We start from the raw sequence: 14,548 nt of genomic DNA, 5'->3' as shown, positions 1-14,548 counted from the left end.
GCGGGCGCGGCGACGGGCGCGGCGGCGACCGCGGCGACTGGCGCGGGCGGGGGCGCGGTGCCGAGGGGGGCGGGCGGGGCGACGCGGCGGAGGACGGCGCGGACGCGGGCGACGATCTCGCGGGTGGAGAAGGGTTTTGTCACGTAGTCGTCGGCGCCGGTCTCGAGGGCGGCGACGCGGTCGGCCTCGTCGTCGCGGCTCGTGAGGACGATGATGGGCGTGCCGAGGCCGCTCCTGCGGACCTTGCCGATGAGGTCGAAGCCGCTGCCGTCCGGGAGCATGAGGTCGAGCAGGACGAGGGAGGCGACGTCGAGGGAGCGCTCGGCGCCGGCGAGGGTGCCGGCGATGGTGACGCCGAAGCCGTCGCGGCGAAGGGCGTACGCGAGGGACTCGGCGATCGCGGGCTCGTCCTCGACGATCAGGATGTGCGGCATGCGGGGAGGTATCGCGCCGCTCGGGGAAGGGTTCAACCCAGAAGGGGCGCGGCGCCGCTCAGCCGGGAACTTGATCGGTCAGGGAGCAGTACCAGTCGCGCGTGTATTCGCTCCTGGAGCACGCATAGATGGCCGAACGGCCGCACCCGCTCACGAGGACGTCCTGGCGATCCGCGTCGACCTCTCCGCCTGCGGGCATGGACGTCAGGCCCGGCGTCACGTCGAAGGTGTCGCAGTTGAAGTCGATCCGCGCGGCGCGTATCGCGGCTTCTTCGATGGATGTGGAGTCCCCCAGGAAGCAGCCGGCCAGGGTCGTGGCGAGGGCGAGCGCGGCAAGAGAAAGAAGAATCGAATTCGTCATTGCGCGAGTATGCCACCGTGTTCGTTCCAGACGACAGCGCAGCGATTCCGACGGACGAAATCGTCCCCAGCCTCGACGCGACCCTTTGCAAAAACCGCGCATCGCGCGGTTTTTGCACCCTCGGTCCAGGCCGTGCCTGGTCCGGGTGCAGGGGCGGACAGCCCCTGCTCGGGTCCGGGGTGAAACCCCGGCGCGACGCCCCCGGGCATCGAGCGCCCAGGTGTGGGATGGATCGTCTCCCCGAAGGAGGCAGCCATCGTCACCGAGCTCCTCGTCATCCTCGCGCTCGTGCTGGTGAACGGCATCCTCGCCGGCGCCGAGATTGCCGTCGTGGCCCTGCGCGGCTCCCGGCTCGATCAGCTCGTCGCCGAAAAGAGCACGCGCGCCCGCGCTGTAAAAGCTCTTCGGGATGATCCCGAGCGGTTCCTCGCCACGGTGCAGATTGGCATCACCGTCATCGGCGCGCTCGCGGGCGCGTTCGGCGGCGCTACGTTCGCGGAGGACCTCGCGCCTCTCTTTCGGCGCGTCCCCATTTTGGCGGACCATGCGGACGCCATCGCGCTCGGCCTCGTGGTCGCGTTGATCTCGTACCTCTCGCTCGTCCTCGGCGAGCTCGTGCCCAAGTCGCTCGCGCTGCGATATGCGGAGACGTATGCGCTCGTCATCGGCAGGCCGCTGCTCGGCCTCTCTTGGCTCACGCGCCCGCTCGTCTGGTTCTTGACGGCGAGCTCGAACGTCGTGCTTCGCCTGTTCGGGGACAAGACCACCTTCACCGAGGCGCGGCTCTCGCCGGCCGAGCTGCAGCAGCTCGTCGGGGAGGCTGCCAAGGCTGGCTCCGTCCACCCGAGCGCGGGCGAGATCGCGGCCCGCGCCCTCGACTTGCCGGATCTGTCCGCCGTGCAGGTCATGGTCCCGCGCCCGCGCGTGGTGAGCCTGCCGCACGATGCGACCCTCGACGACGTGCGCCGTGTCGTCGCCGAGCACGGACACACGCGGATGCCGGTCTACGAGGGGGACCTCGATCACGTCATCGGCTACGTGAACGTGAAGGACGTTTTCATTCGGGCGACCGGGGACGTTTCGCTCCGCGTGAAGGACGTCCTGCGACCGCCTTCCTTCGTCGGCGAGAGCATGCGCGCGGTCTCCTTGCTCGACGCCATGAAAAAAAGCCGCACGCAGATTGCCATCGTGGTGGACGAGCTCGGCGTCACGAGCGGCATCGTCACGCTGGAAGACCTCGTCGAGGAGCTCGTGGGCGACGTCTTCGGCGAACACGAAGCGCATGCCCCGGAGCTCGTGCGGCGCGAGCCCGACGGGACGTTCCTCGTCCTCGGGAGCGCGCCCGTGCACGACGTGAACCGCGAGCTCGGGCTCGATTTGCCGGTCGGCGAAGGCTTTTCGACGATCGCGGGGCTCGTCCTCGACCTCGCTCGCAGCATCCCCGCGGCCGGGACGCGGCTCACGGTGCCGGATGGGACGAGGATCGAGGTCGTCGAGGCCACGCCCAGGCACGTGAAAAAGGTGCGGATCACGCCGCCTGGGCCCTCGCACGAGGAGCGCTGACGGACATCCGGCTCCTCAGGCGCCTGCGTCGCCTTGCCGCGATCCCGCGGACGTGGACTCGGGCGCCTGAGCCGCGCTCTGCGGGGACGCGGCCCGTCTCCTCAGCCGCCCGAGCATCTTCCCGCATGCCCGCGGAGGGCGCCTCAACCGGGTGAGGAGGCTTCCGGCCTTCCCGCGGAAGGCTACGCAGCCGCCTGAGTACGCCTCCGCGGCATCACGAACCGACGCTCGGACGCCTGACGAGGCCTCCGCGTCATCGCCGGCAAGCTCGTCGGACGTCGGACCTGCGATCCGCACATCGGCCGGATGTCAGGGCGTGTCCGTCTCCTCGGCCGTCTCCTCCTCGGCGCTCCGGGCCGGCTTGCGCCAGGGGAGCGTGAAGAGCGCGGTCTTCTCCCGATCCTTGAGGATGCTCTGGATCGTGCCGAGCTGCGCCTCTCGGGCTTGCGAGAGCTCGGACTTGTAAAGCGTCAATGCCATCCGCCCGCTCTGGAGCGCCACGCGCGTCTGGTCCTCGGCCTTGTCGGCGCTGCGGAACTCGGTGAGCTCCTTTTCGAGCCTCTCGAGGAACGCCACGCGGATCGGATCGTTTTCGGGCAGCACCCGCAGGTTGGAGACGGCCTCGTTCGCGCGGTCCGTGAAATTGCTGGTGCCCAGGCGGCGCAAGGTGGAAGGCGCGTCGGGCAGGAGCTTTGCGACGTCGTAGCTCTTGGCCGACATCGTGCGGCGCATCTCGGTATACACATCGACGACGTCGAGCTTCTCGATGTCCTCGAGGGCGCGCGCGCGGACCTGATCATCTTCGGCGCTCTGCAGCGCCGCGCGGCGCGCGTCGATTTGCGCGACGATCGAATTCGCCTCGACGCTGACCTCCTCGAGCCCCGGATGACGCACCGCGAGCGCCGCACACATGGCCCCGCGGCGCAGGAAGTCGCCCCGGTAGATGTCGACGGGGGTTTCCTGCGTGTACGTCTGGTAGGTATTCTTCGCCATGGCTGTAAGCGAGGATGCTACCGATGGGACGTTGCGGGTGTCAAGGGGGGCCGTTGGGCGACCCGCTGGGTTCGACGATGATCGTGGTCGTGTTGTCGATGTCCCCGTCGCCATCGGTGTCGATGGTGATCTCGTGCTCTCCGGGTGGCAGGGGAGGCAAGCGCGTGCCCAAGCCGAGGGCCACGAATTGTCCCGAGAGCAGGTCTGGATCCGTTTCACCGAGGATGTTGTCCGCGGGCAAGGCATAATCCACGGGTCCCGTCTCGATCACACGCAATGACACGGTCTGCCCGTCGACGGTGACCACCTGCGGTCCGAATCCAGCCGCGGCAGCCATCTCCTCGGCACACGCCAGCAGCTCCTCTTCCGTCGCTTCGGGATCTCCGAGTTCGGTCGCGCTGCACTCGACGGTAATCGCGAGGACGAATAACTTCGTACCGGGCTTCACCGTGCACGTGAGCTCGGGAGTTCCCAGGGGCGCGATGGGCGCGGTTACGCCCCCAAGGTCGACGCAGGGATCGCCCCCTGTGAGTGGGTTCTCGGGGAGCGGCGTCTCGAGCACCGTGCGCCACAGAGATCCGAGCAGCTCTTCGAGCTTTTTGTCCGGGAGGGCAGAGGCCGAGGGTGTCGCGAGGCCAAGTGCAATGGCGGCGGCCAGCAGGCCACGACAAAGCATTGACGTGGCGACCCGTCTGGAAAACGCGACGCCCGGAGCGGCGGCGCGGATGCGTGACAAGCGCATGATTCCCCCTTTGCGCGCAGCAATGCACTGCAGCGGGCCGGAGCATGGACTTCGAAGGGGGAAAGTCAAACCGAGGAGACTCCGCGCGGACGTGCGGAGCGGACCGTCGCGGCGGCCGAGAACGATGACAATCTCGCTGCCCCGTACCTCGGGCAAAGGCCCCGTTTGGCATGTCCGCGCCGTGCGGCGCGAACCACGTGGTCCTGAGGGCGCGCGGAACGATGAACATGATGGGCGGGATGCGCAACGGTGCTCGCAGTCGGATCTGGGCGGGGCCGGCGGCTCCGGATCCGGTGGCTCCGGATCCGGCGGTTCCGGCGGCGATAACGGCGGCGGCTGCGCCGCGTGTGACCCCTCGCTCGAGTGCTACTGCGCGGAGGAGGGGGCCTGCCCGGTCATGACGCCCGAGAACGGCGGCATCAAAGAGTACGCGTCCTGCGACCGGACGCTTTACATCTACCAGCCGGGAGACTGGGAGGCGCAGACCCGGTCGTACGTGCTCGTGAAGACCTCGACGCAGGAGGTGGTCGGCGCCGGGCACCGTAGCGACGTACCCGTGTGCCCGAACGGCGATTACGCCCGGTTCGCCGGCGAGCCGATCAAGTACGACTCCGGACCTCCGGGCTGCGGCACCTCGAGTTGCCAGGCCTTTGGCGTCTGGAAGGGATGCCCGTGATCCGCGCGCGCGGGTGCTGAAAAAAAATCGTTCACACATCCGGGGGCGCGCAACTGTCCTCTCGAAGGTCGCGGAGAGCGGCGCATGTGGCGCTTCGCTCCGCCGAACGACGACCTCGATGGAGGACGATCCCCATGAATACGCACCATGCCAAGAGCCTCACGATGAAGACCCTCTCGATGCTCGCGACCCTCGCCGGCGCCTTCGCCGTTTCAGGCTGCGTCGCGGAGAGCGTCGAGGAGAGCGACGCGCTCGACGAGCCCGTCGACGTCGCCGAGCAGGAGATCGTGAATGGTACGCCCGGTTTCGCCAAGAAAGCTTCTTTCTCGGTGGTCTTCAATCACGGCCCCGGCACCCCGGAGACTGGCTGCACCGCCGTCGCGCTGACCACGAAGTGGCTGCTCACGTCCGCGCATTGCGTGTACGACGAGAACGGGATGCTGTTCCCGAGCGCCTTCGCCCCGTTCGCAGGCTCCATCGATCAGATCGTCCCGCATCCGGCGTTCGCGCCTTACGCGGCCTCGACGAGCGCGCCGCCCCTCGGCGTCCCCGACGTGGCCCTGCTCCGGCTCGCGACGCCCCTCAACTCGTACAGCGACGACTGCGCGTATGCGCCGGACTTCTGCTGGAAGTCGCCTGCGGGTGTCCCGATCCCCGTCAACGCGACGAGCTCCGGGTACATGATCACCAGCTATTATCCCACGTTCGCCATCGCGCCCTCCAGCATGGTCTGCGATGGAAGCGGCAGCGCGAGCGGATTCACGCCGAGCCATGGCGTGTTCAATACGGCCGACACGTACTTCGAGGGAGGGTATTACCAGGCGATCCTCCCGAACGCGGCCGGCCAGACCATGACGCACGGTGACGCGGGTGGACCGTGCTACTTCAACACCGGCGCGCGGAACACGAGCACCCTGCTCGCCATCACCAGCTCGATCACCAAGGTCGGCACCCAGACCGTGAGGACGAATGCCGTCATCACGGGATACGTGGCGAGCTGGATCGACTCCGTCATCCCGCAGAACGACCGGGTCCTCGTGGTGCCGAACGGTCCGGGCGGCGGGTTGTAAGCGCTATTCGAGCTCGACGCGCAGGATCTCCACCGTCCGCTTTAGCGCCCGCGCGACGAGCTCCGTGTCCTCGTGCCGCAGCATCACGAATCCCACGCCGTCGTAGGCATTGCCCTGCTGCTGCCCCGGCGTGGGCAGGCGCGCCTCGACCACGAGCGAGCCGATCTCCGCGTTCGCCTCGGCGATCCCGTGCACCGCCTTGACCCGGCCCGTCCCCGCGCCGCGTAGATACGCCGCGCCCACGGCGTATTTCCGCTCCGGCACCTCGAACGTGTCGTCCACCATGAGCTTCGCCCAGGCATGGTGGAAATCGACGTCGTGCGCGTGCGAGAGCAGCGTCATGAAATGCGCGCCGGGCGGGCGCGCGCCGATCTCCGAGACGGCCACGCTGCCGTCGGGCCGCTGGAACCATTCCATGTGCGTGAGGCCCGTCGTGAGCCCGAGCGCGCGGACCGCGTTTTCGCCGGTCTCGCGGACGCGCTCGTAGGCCGGGACGTCCACGTGCCGCGGGGACAGGACGCACCATTGCATCCACGGGTTTTCCATGACCGTGAGCGGTGACGGCCAGTACTTCGAGATCGAATACCAGACCATGCGGCCGTCGACGGTCACGGCGTCGAGCGAATGCTCCTCGCCTCGTAAAAACTCCTCGAAGAGGACGGGGCCGCCCTCCGCTGCCATCCGCGCGAGGTACGCGTCGAGGTCGCCCTGCGTCTCGAGGCGGAACGTGTCGACGGAGCAAGCGCCGGCCGGGGGCTTGACGACGACCGGGAGGCCGACCTCGGCGATGAAGTCGAGGGCCTCTTCGCGGCGGTGGGCGAGGCGGTGGCGCGCGCAGGGGACGCCCTTGCTCTCGAAGATGGTCTTCATGACGGCCTTGTCGCGGAAGTTCCGCGCGACCTCGGGCGACATGCCAGGCAGGCCAAGGGCGGCGCGGACCTCGGCGAGCGGCTCCTGGAGGGGTTCGAGCGAGCCGATGAGGCGATCGATGGGCCCCATCTGCCCGGCGATCCCCTGGACGCCTTCGGCGATCTGGCGCGGATCGAAGGCATTTTGCACCTGCCAGTGGCCCGAGATGCGGTCCTTGACGGAAGGCGGGAGCTTGTCGGCAGGATCTTGAGCGAGGATGCCGAGGCGAACGCCGGGCACGTTCGCAGTCCCGGAGACGAACCTGAGGGCGCCCTCCGTGACGAACGGCAGGACGAAGACCACGTTGCGCATGGCCGGCAGACTACAGGCGAGAGGCCCGCCCCGGAAATCCTTTTGACACCCCGATCGCGCAAGCATAACCGAAGGTGGCGATGACCCGCTCCGAGGTGGTCTCTTCTCCCGGCTGTCGCGTGGCGCCCGATGGTTCGGTGACGTTCGCCTACCGCGACGAACGCGCCTCGAGCGTGCTCGTGGCCGGCGACTTCACCGGCTGGGGCAGGGACCCGATCCCGCTGGTGAAGCGCGAAGGCACGGATCTCTGGGCGCTGACGACGCGGCCGCTGCCCCGCGGAGTCCACGCGTACAAGCTCGTCGTGGATGGAAGGTGGACGGCGGACCCGGCAAACCCGCTCGATGTCGACGACGGTCTCGGAGGCCGGAACTCGGCGTTCGTCGTGGGAGGGCGAAATCTCGGGGATCCCGCGGCGATCCGGGTGCTCTCGTTGAACCTGCACACCTACCAGGAGCGGGGGCTCAGGGAGGGCTTGGTGGTGAACGATTCGATCGCGAAGATCGAGCGGATCGCGTTCGGGGTGGCAGCGATGGAGCTCGACGTGCTGCTGTTGCAGGAGGTCGGCGAGCACGTGTCGAACCCGGCCGAGCCAAACGCGGGGCGGCTCCTGCAAGAGCATCTCGAGCGGTTCACGCGGCGGCGCTGGGAGCACGTGTGGAGAGAGGCCCACGTCGGGTTCGACGTGTACCGCGAGGGGCTGTCGATCCTGTCGTCAGGGCCGATCGAGGACGTGACGGTCTCGCAACTCAGCGAGGGCCCGCTCGCCCGCATCGCGCTGATCGGGCGGACGACCGTGAAGGGGATGAAGCTCCGGGTGGGAACGACGCACGTGTCATGGGGATCGGACGGCGGAACGCAGGTCACGCGGCTGCTCGCCGACGTCGCCCGGCTGCCAGCAGGCGATCACGTGGCGACGCTCTTCGCGGGTGATCTCAATGGAAGCCCCGAGGATCGGCAAGTCGCATCGTTCGTGGAGCGAGGATATACCGACGTGGGAATGGCCACGCGGAACGTGTGGCCCACGTTCGGAGAGAAGTCGCTGACGAGCCGGATCGATTACCAGATGCTCCGAGCCTCGGCAGGCCGGCGCGCAGCGCGAATCGAGGCATTCGCCCGGGTGTTCGACGGCGAAGGGCCCGAGGACGGGCTGCATCCACGGGTGAGTGATCACGCAGGGATCGTGGGCGTGTATCGCTGGGATTGAGGATCGCGTCCGGGAGCCGCTGCGCTGGGGCTTTGCCCCAGGCCCCACCGGGGCTATCCGCCCCTGGACCCGGACCAGCGCAAGCGCTGGACCTTGGGTCGATGAACTGCGCGATGCGCAGTTCATCGACCGGGCCGAGGAAAGACCGGCGACGACCTTGCCAATCAAGACCGCCGCGCCGCCATTGCTACTGGCAACGCTGTCTCTGGTCTTGTCACCGGCCGGTGGAAGAACTGCGCACCGCGCAGTTCTTCCATCCCGAGTCCAGGGCTTGCCCTGGTTCGGGTCGAGGGGCGAACAGCCCCCGCGGGGTCCGGGGCAGCGCCCCGGCGCGGCGCCTCCCCGATGAGATCCTCAGCTCCCGTGAGGGAGAGGTGTGTCGAACATTATGGTTTGGTCTGGCACGCCAAGCTGCGCACGAAGGTGCCTCGGATTTTTTCGCACCTGCTGCTTGCTCTCGGATACGTTGGGATCGGAGAGGAGAGGGTAGGGTCTTGAAAAACGGAATTGGGGTTCGTCGCTGGCTGTCACGTTTCGTTGGGGTAGGGCTCGCGTTCGGCGGCCTCGCGTCTGGCCTTCCGGCGCGCGCGGAGACCCCGCCGGCGGAGGCCCCGCCTGCCGCGCCGGATCTCGCGGCGAAAAAGACTCCGGCGCCGTACTCGTTGCCCTTCATGCTCCGGCCGGTGACTGCGGGGAACGTCGTTCGCCTCGACGCGACGTTTGCGTTCTCGAAGACGAAGACCACGGTCCCGTTGCTCCTGCTCGGGAGCTACAAGATCCTGCCGAACCTCGCCGCGATCGTACGGCTCGGTATGATCCACAGCGAGACGGAGGGGCCCGAGGGCACGAAGGCCACTTCGTTCATCAACCCCGCGATCGGCGCGCTCTACTCGATTCCGCTCGGCGAGTCGTGGAAGGTGGGCCTGTTCGCCGCCACTACGATCCCTGTGGGCACGGGCGGCGGCGACACCCCCGACATGGCGACCCGCACGGCGAACCTCGACGGCATCTATGCGCGCGCCTCGATGGACAACGCGCTCTTCCAGATCAACTACATGACCCCGATCGTCGGCGCGGGCATCGGGTACATCGCGAACGGGCTCACGCTCCAGGCCGAGGTGACGCTCCTCCAGCTCCTCCGCGTGCGCGGCGCCGAGCTCGACAAGGACGCGGCCCGGACGAACCTCACCGCGGGCCTGCATTTCGGGTGGTTCGTGATTCCCCAGCTCTCCATCGGCACCGAGCTCCGCTACCAGCTCTGGGTCTCGAACGGGACCATCGAGAAGGGCACGGATCCCACGCGGATCGAAAACTGGACGCTCGGCATCGGGCCCCGCGGGCACTTCAAGCTGAACGACAAGATGTGGCTGCGCCCCGCGGTCTCCTTGACGATGGGGCTCGATCTGCCGACTGGATTCTCGGGCGGAGGCCTCGAGTACAAGATCGTGCAGGTCGACGTGCCGTTCGTCTTTTAGCAGCCCGTGGACTCATCTGCTGCGCGCCCCGAATCGTCGGTCGACATCGCTCGAAATCCTGCAGGATTCCTCGCTCCGTCGCCCTGGCTTCGGGGCGCTCGCGACGAAGATTCCACGGGGCTGCTAGCCCAGGGCCGCGTGCAGCACCTCGCGCGCCGCGCCGAGCAAGCGCTGGTAATGCTCGGCCATGGGGCGCAGGCCCGCCATGAAGAGCACGAGGCCGCCGGGACGCATCTCCAGGTGCCCCTGGAAACCCCAGCTCGCGAGCATCGAGCGCAGGCGCGGGGGGAACGCGGCGGCGGCCTCGGCAGGCGAGGCGGCGAAGGTCGTGACGTGCTGATCCCAGCGTGGGTCGCCGATCTGGATCTTCGGCGGCGGCGCGCTTTCGAGGTAAGCGACGCGCGTCACGAAGTGCTCGCCGACGCGCATGGCCGCGCGGCGCATGAGGTTCGGGTGCGCGGCGTAGGCGAAGATGGTTCGTTCGAGCGGCTCGGTCTCGAAGTCCGGAGCGTACCAGGGTTCGACGAGCACGTACGGGCCGTGCGGCGTCGTTCGCGTGACCGAGTGGAGGAACTGGCCCGGGGGCGCGATGTTGTCGTGCGGCTCCCACTGGCGGAACCAGCTCTCCCCGGGGAACGGGTTCCACGCGAAGCCATTCGCGTATGCCCATGCGCCGATGCGATCCGCGCCGAAGGATCTCTGGTGGCCCGACACGCGGAGAGAGCGTAATCCGGGAGGCTGGCGAAGCAAAGGCGGAAAACGTCGGGCTCGCGGCCCGCGGCTGAAAAGGATATCCTCGACGCGGGACGGCATGACACGGATCGCGCCACGGGCGACGTCACACGCGGGGGATCGCCTGGCCGACGGGCTGCGGGTGTTCGCCCTGCCCCCGCCGGAGATCGGGGACGTTCGTTCGGTCGGAAGCACCATGCAGGCCGGCGAAAAGCCGGTGACGCTTTCCCTGCGGGTCGCGCGGACGTCCGTGCTCGTGGCGTTCAGCGCGGTTGCCGTGGGCGTGGTCTCGCTCGTGCCCATCGGGATGTTCGTGTGGCTGCTCCGGCAGCTCGGCGTCGGCTCGCCGCTCACGGAGGCGATCGCCACGGCGCTGACGGTCGTCGCGGCCGCGGTGGGGGCGTGGTTCGCGGCGCCGATCGCGTGGCAGGTGAATGGCCCGGTCGCGTCGTGCACGTACGTGGGCAAGGACGGACTCGCGCGGCATACGTGGGGTGATCCGCTGCCGCGCGTGGTGCTCCGATTCGAGGACGCGCGCGCGCTGGTAAAGGTCGTGCGCACCCGCCAGAAAGGCGAGATGAACCGCGTCGAATTCGATCTGCGCTGGGTGGGGCGCCGCGGCGCCTTCGCGGCGTTCCGGATCCACGGTTTCTACGAGGGCGAGCAGCCCACGGCCGGGGCGCGGCCGGAGCACCAGGATTACTTGTTCGCCGTGGCGGCCGAGCGCGCCTGGAACGAGTGGCTGCTCCGGAAGGCGCGCGAGGACGTGGAATCCCACGGCGCCCTCGAGATCGGGCGGGACGCGCGGGATCTTTCACGTCGGGCGCGGATTGGGCGCGGATTCATTGAGCTTTTCGACGGCGATCGCGCGGAGCGATGGAGCGCGGTCGAGGTGGATCAGATCCACGTGAAAGGCGGCACGGTCGTGATCCGCCGGATCGATCCGATGCGTGGAACGCGCTCGATGGAGCGCCGCTACCCGGGGAGCGCGCCGGGGGCGATGGATAACGAGAGCTTCTTTCCGCTCGTGCTTCGCGAGATTGCGGGTTTGCCCGTGGAACAACGTGAGCCGGGCCTGGGTGAGGGGCCGCGGGCGGGGTAGACACCGCGCTGGTTCCGTCCTAAACGAGGTCTCCTGCGACGTGCTGCGTCGCCCGTCGACGCCCGACCCATGAAGCTTCACGAACGGCTCGCCGCCCTCGAATCCTCACCGATCCCTACCTGGGTGTTCGATCTCGACTTTTTCCGCCAGCGCTGGGCGAACAAGCCCGCCCTCGAGCTCTGGCGCGCCAGCACCCCGGAAGAGCTCTACGCGCGCGATTACTCCGATATGTCGGAGTCGACGCGGTCGCGGATGCGTGGATACATCGACGGTTTCCGCGTGGGGCGGACGGCCGAGGAAGAATGGACGCTGTATCCGAAGGGCGAGCCCGTGACGATGAAGCTCTTCATGACGGGCGTGCCGCTCGACGACGGCCGGACGGGCGTGCTCATCCAGGCGGTCGTGAAAGAGCAGGCGCCGAGCCCGGATCTCGTGCGGAGCATCGAGGCGCTGCGGCACACGTCGGTGATGGTGACGCTCCTCGACATGGCAGGGGAGATTGTCCTGCAAAACCCGGCGGCGCAACGCGCGTTCGGGGTCGCCGCGCCATTTCGCGCGCGCTTTCCGGACGACGTGATTCCGGAGGCGCTGCTCTCGGCGACGCGAGCGGGCGAGGTGTTTTCGCTGGAGACGGCCGTGCACACGGAAGCGGGCGAGCGCTGGCACGCGGTCGAGGCGCGCACGCTGCCGGACCCGGCGACGGGCAAGACGGTGATCCTCGTGCACCACACCGACGAGACGGCGCGGCGCGGGGCGGAGCGGCGCGCGGCCGAGGAAGGGCAGCTCGCGGAGCAGCTCCGGGGGACGCTCGCAATCGTGGAGCGGCAGAAGCAGGAGATCCTGGCCCTCTCGGCGCCCGTGATCGAGGTCTCGTCGCGCACGATCGCGCTGCCGATCATCGGGGTGCTCGATTCCGCGCGCGCGCTGGAGATGGAAGGTCGAATTCTCAAAGCCGTCTCGGCGCGGGGCGCGGAGCACGTGATCCTGGATCTGACCGGAGCGGACGCGCTCACGGCGGAGACGGCCGAGCAGGTGGCGCGCCTCGGACGTGCGATTCGCCTGCTCGGGGCGCGCCCCATCGCCACGGGCATCACGTCGAAGCTCGCGCGGACGTTGGTCCACGCGAATGTGGATCTCGAGGGGATTCTCCTGCTCCGGAGCTTGCGCGACGGAATCGAGGCGGCGCGGCGCGAGCGGACGTGAAAATGCCCTCCGGGCACGGGGTGCGGGAGGGGGGCTGGTCGACTCGCCATGAGCGCATGATATTGGTGGCTGTTCCGTAGGGAGCAGGTTTTCGGCGCGAAGCTCGGAGGCCGAGCGTGCCGGATGGCCATAAAACCCCGCGGGGGCGCGTCCGGGACATTCTGTCCCGCGAGACGGCCGGGCGTTTCTCCGCGAGGGGCGGGGGCAGTCATGAAACGTAACATGCATGGTTTGTTGACGGTCGCGCTGACGCTCGTGCTTGGGGTGGGCTGCGGTGAGGTGCCGATCTCCGATACCGGAGAGGCGGAGCCCATCGGGGAAAACGAGGAGGCGCTCACCGATTGCGTCGTCGATGCCGCGAAGGAGCTTTTCATCACGGATCTATCGGTGATCCAGGACGCGCGGGCGACCGGACTCGGGAAATGGTCGTTCGGCTACGTCGTCCAGGAAATGGCGAAAGGCCACGACCAGCAGGAGTTCATCAAGGGATTCATGGAAACGTGGCTCACGGACCAGGTCGTCGACGGGCTGACGATCAAGGCGCGCGCGCGGATGGAAGAGCTCGTGCTCGCGCCCTGGCGGGCGAAGAGCGCGGACGGCAAGACGTACGATCTCGCCAAGGCGCCGATGTCCCTGCTCGCCATCGTGTACCGGCTCGATTTACGCAAGAAGCTGAACGTCGGCGAGGGCGTGGGCGAGGGGCGCATGGTGTTCAACGTGCACGGGCCCGACGGGCGCGCCCTGCCGTTCACCATGATCTTCGAATACAAGCTGCCGGCGAACCGGGGGCAGACGCCGGAGAGCTGGGCGCGCGAGTTCCACGCGCTCGGCGCGCTGCCGTTCGGGCCGGAGTACAACGCGAAGCTCGAGGTGCTGACGGAGAAATTCGTGAGCGCGAAGTCGTGGCAAGGGATGCAGCCGGGGAGCGTGCTCAATCAGCTGCGCACGAACGAGATCGCTCTGACCTTCGGCGACGCGACGCCCCTGTGGGAGCTGCGGCAATTCCAGATCAACTCCAAGGGGAGGCTCCTGCCGGCGAGCGTGGGCCTGACGCCGGATCTCGTCCACGACAATACGCCGCTCCTCGCCGATTTCGTGCGTCAGAACGAGCGCAAGATCCTGGATGGAACCCACAAGGTGGGCTCCCGGTTCAAGGGCGAGCCGTTCAACGGCGGATCGTCCCGCGTGCCGACGAACACCTTCACCTGGCAGGTCCCCGGCGTGGCCGAAAACCTCCGCAAGGCGTTCTCGATCGCGACGTGCAATGGTTGCCACGCGGGGGAGACGAGCACGAACTTCCTGCACGTGGGCAAGAGCCGCAACGGCCCGGAGACGCGGATCTCGAATTTCATCCTGGAAACCGAGTTCCCGAGGCGCGTGGCGGACATGAAGTCGCTCGCCTGCGAATGATGCTGGAGGAGGGCTGGCAGGCGCGGGCCGGGGAAGGAGCTCCCCGGCCCGGACCGCCCGCGTTCATCGGCGGCGGCGGCGCGCGCCGAGGCTCGCCAGGACGGCGAGCGAGGCGAGGCCGAGCCACCCGGGAATCCGCTCGTTCGCGCCCGCCGCGCGGCATTGACAGCTGACGACGCCGCGGACGGCGCCATTGCCGTCGTCCGTGGCGCCGGCGCCGCCGCCGGGTCCGCTTCCGCCGTCATTTCCGCCGGCGCCGCCGCCCGCGCCGTCGCTTCCGCCGTCGCCGCCGCTTCCGCCGGCGCCGCTTCCGCCGGCGCCGCTTCCGCCGGCGCCGCCGCGTCCGCCGACGGCTCCCGCG

Annotated in this window: 15 protein-coding genes; 8 read left to right on the top strand and 7 right to left on the bottom strand. The window is 68.5% G+C overall.

Annotated elements, in window-relative coordinates; genetic code table 11:
* The coding region (locus QHF83_RS51195; protein ID WP_282425488.1) for a response regulator at positions 1 to 434 on the bottom strand (434 nt) is incomplete at its 3' end.
* A 58-nt stretch (positions 435 to 492) separates the two neighbouring features.
* The gene (locus tag QHF83_RS51190) at positions 493 to 795 is read right to left on the bottom strand and encodes a hypothetical protein (RefSeq protein WP_282425487.1); all 303 of its coding nucleotides are present in this window, start codon (positions 793 to 795) and stop codon (positions 493 to 495) included.
* Between the two features lie 231 nt (positions 796 to 1,026).
* Between QHF83_RS51190 and QHF83_RS51185 the strand changes: the two genes are divergently transcribed.
* Entirely contained in the window at positions 1,027 to 2,358 is a 1,332-nt protein-coding gene (locus QHF83_RS51185; protein ID WP_348980541.1) for a hemolysin family protein, read from the top strand.
* 309 nt (positions 2,359 to 2,667) lie between these two features.
* On the opposite strand, the gene QHF83_RS51180 is transcribed toward QHF83_RS51185, so the two are convergent.
* Together QHF83_RS51180 and QHF83_RS51175 are read right to left on the bottom strand one after the other, a co-directional pair.
* Positions 2,668 to 3,351: a hypothetical protein gene (locus tag QHF83_RS51180; protein WP_282425485.1), complete on the bottom strand. Its 684-nt coding sequence runs from the start codon at positions 3,349 to 3,351 to the stop codon at positions 2,668 to 2,670.
* Between the two features lie 40 nt (positions 3,352 to 3,391).
* Complete coding sequence (locus QHF83_RS51175; RefSeq protein WP_282425484.1) at positions 3,392 to 4,093, bottom strand: hypothetical protein; 702 nt, start codon at positions 4,091 to 4,093, stop codon at positions 3,392 to 3,394.
* A 397-nt stretch (positions 4,094 to 4,490) separates the two neighbouring features.
* Between QHF83_RS51175 and QHF83_RS51170 the strand changes: the two genes are divergently transcribed.
* Positions 4,491 to 4,769 carry a hypothetical protein gene (locus tag QHF83_RS51170; protein WP_282425483.1) on the top strand — a complete coding sequence of 93 codons (279 nt, stop codon included), beginning with the start codon at positions 4,491 to 4,493 and terminating at the stop codon, positions 4,767 to 4,769.
* 134 nt (positions 4,770 to 4,903) lie between these two features.
* Positions 4,904 to 5,839, top strand: coding sequence for a trypsin-like serine protease (locus QHF83_RS51165; RefSeq protein ID WP_282425482.1), 936 nt, complete (start codon positions 4,904 to 4,906; stop codon positions 5,837 to 5,839).
* A gap of 3 nt (positions 5,840 to 5,842) precedes the next feature.
* Here QHF83_RS51165 and QHF83_RS51160 read toward each other — a convergent pair whose 3' ends face one another.
* Complete coding sequence (locus QHF83_RS51160) at positions 5,843 to 7,060, bottom strand: ATP-grasp domain-containing protein (protein ID WP_282425481.1); 1,218 nt, start codon at positions 7,058 to 7,060, stop codon at positions 5,843 to 5,845.
* An 80-nt stretch (positions 7,061 to 7,140) separates the two neighbouring features.
* Here QHF83_RS51160 and QHF83_RS51155 point away from each other — a divergent pair, with 80 nt between their 5' ends.
* Positions 7,141 to 8,265 (top strand): endonuclease/exonuclease/phosphatase family protein, encoded by a 1,125-nt coding sequence (locus QHF83_RS51155; RefSeq protein ID WP_282425480.1) that lies wholly within the window; start codon positions 7,141 to 7,143, stop codon positions 8,263 to 8,265.
* A gap of 494 nt (positions 8,266 to 8,759) precedes the next feature.
* Positions 8,760 to 9,740 (top strand): hypothetical protein, encoded by a 981-nt coding sequence (locus tag QHF83_RS51150; RefSeq protein ID WP_282425479.1) that lies wholly within the window; start codon positions 8,760 to 8,762, stop codon positions 9,738 to 9,740.
* A gap of 123 nt (positions 9,741 to 9,863) precedes the next feature.
* On the opposite strand, the gene QHF83_RS51145 is transcribed toward QHF83_RS51150, so the two are convergent.
* Positions 9,864 to 10,454, bottom strand: a complete 591-nt coding sequence (locus tag QHF83_RS51145; RefSeq protein WP_282425478.1) for a hypothetical protein — start codon at positions 10,452 to 10,454, stop codon at positions 9,864 to 9,866.
* A gap of 97 nt (positions 10,455 to 10,551) precedes the next feature.
* Between QHF83_RS51145 and QHF83_RS51140 the strand changes: the two genes are divergently transcribed.
* From QHF83_RS51140 to QHF83_RS51130, 3 genes are all read left to right on the top strand, one after another.
* Positions 10,552 to 11,574, top strand: a complete 1,023-nt coding sequence (locus QHF83_RS51140) for a hypothetical protein (protein WP_282425477.1) — start codon at positions 10,552 to 10,554, stop codon at positions 11,572 to 11,574.
* Positions 11,575 to 11,643: 69 nt separating this feature from the next.
* Positions 11,644 to 12,777, top strand: a complete 1,134-nt coding sequence (locus QHF83_RS51135; RefSeq protein ID WP_282425476.1) for an STAS domain-containing protein — start codon at positions 11,644 to 11,646, stop codon at positions 12,775 to 12,777.
* 210 nt (positions 12,778 to 12,987) lie between these two features.
* Entirely contained in the window at positions 12,988 to 14,187 is a 1,200-nt protein-coding gene (locus QHF83_RS51130) for a hypothetical protein (RefSeq protein ID WP_282425475.1), read from the top strand.
* A gap of 63 nt (positions 14,188 to 14,250) precedes the next feature.
* Here the strand turns inward: QHF83_RS51130 and QHF83_RS51125 are convergent.
* A partial coding sequence (locus tag QHF83_RS51125) for an MYXO-CTERM sorting domain-containing protein (RefSeq protein ID WP_282425474.1) occupies positions 14,251 to 14,548 on the bottom strand: 298 nt, incomplete at its 5' end.

It is taken from the genome of Polyangium sp. 15x6, from assembly GCF_029960785.1.
Lineage (GTDB): Bacteria > Myxococcota_A > Polyangia > Polyangiales > Polyangiaceae > Polyangium.
The sequence above is the reverse complement of the archived record's forward strand: the minus strand, read 5'-3'. Positions and strand labels throughout refer to the sequence as shown.

Coding starts and splice junctions, on each gene's coding strand:
- QHF83_RS51135 (WP_282425476.1), top strand. CDS start 11,644: ATGAAGCTTCACGAACGGCTCGCCGCCCTCGAATCCTCACCGATCCCT.
- QHF83_RS51130 (WP_282425475.1), top strand. CDS start 12,988: ATGAAACGTAACATGCATGGTTTGTTGACGGTCGCGCTGACGCTCGTG.
- QHF83_RS51140 (WP_282425477.1), top strand. CDS start 10,552: ATGACACGGATCGCGCCACGGGCGACGTCACACGCGGGGGATCGCCTG.
- QHF83_RS51160 (WP_282425481.1), bottom strand. CDS start 7,060: ATGCGCAACGTGGTCTTCGTCCTGCCGTTCGTCACGGAGGGCGCCCTC.
- QHF83_RS51175 (WP_282425484.1), bottom strand. CDS start 4,093: ATGCGCTTGTCACGCATCCGCGCCGCCGCTCCGGGCGTCGCGTTTTCC.
- QHF83_RS51165 (WP_282425482.1), top strand. CDS start 4,904: ATGAATACGCACCATGCCAAGAGCCTCACGATGAAGACCCTCTCGATG.
- QHF83_RS51155 (WP_282425480.1), top strand. CDS start 7,141: ATGACCCGCTCCGAGGTGGTCTCTTCTCCCGGCTGTCGCGTGGCGCCC.
- QHF83_RS51170 (WP_282425483.1), top strand. CDS start 4,491: ATGACGCCCGAGAACGGCGGCATCAAAGAGTACGCGTCCTGCGACCGG.
- QHF83_RS51190 (WP_282425487.1), bottom strand. CDS start 795: ATGACGAATTCGATTCTTCTTTCTCTTGCCGCGCTCGCCCTCGCCACG.
- QHF83_RS51180 (WP_282425485.1), bottom strand. CDS start 3,351: ATGGCGAAGAATACCTACCAGACGTACACGCAGGAAACCCCCGTCGAC.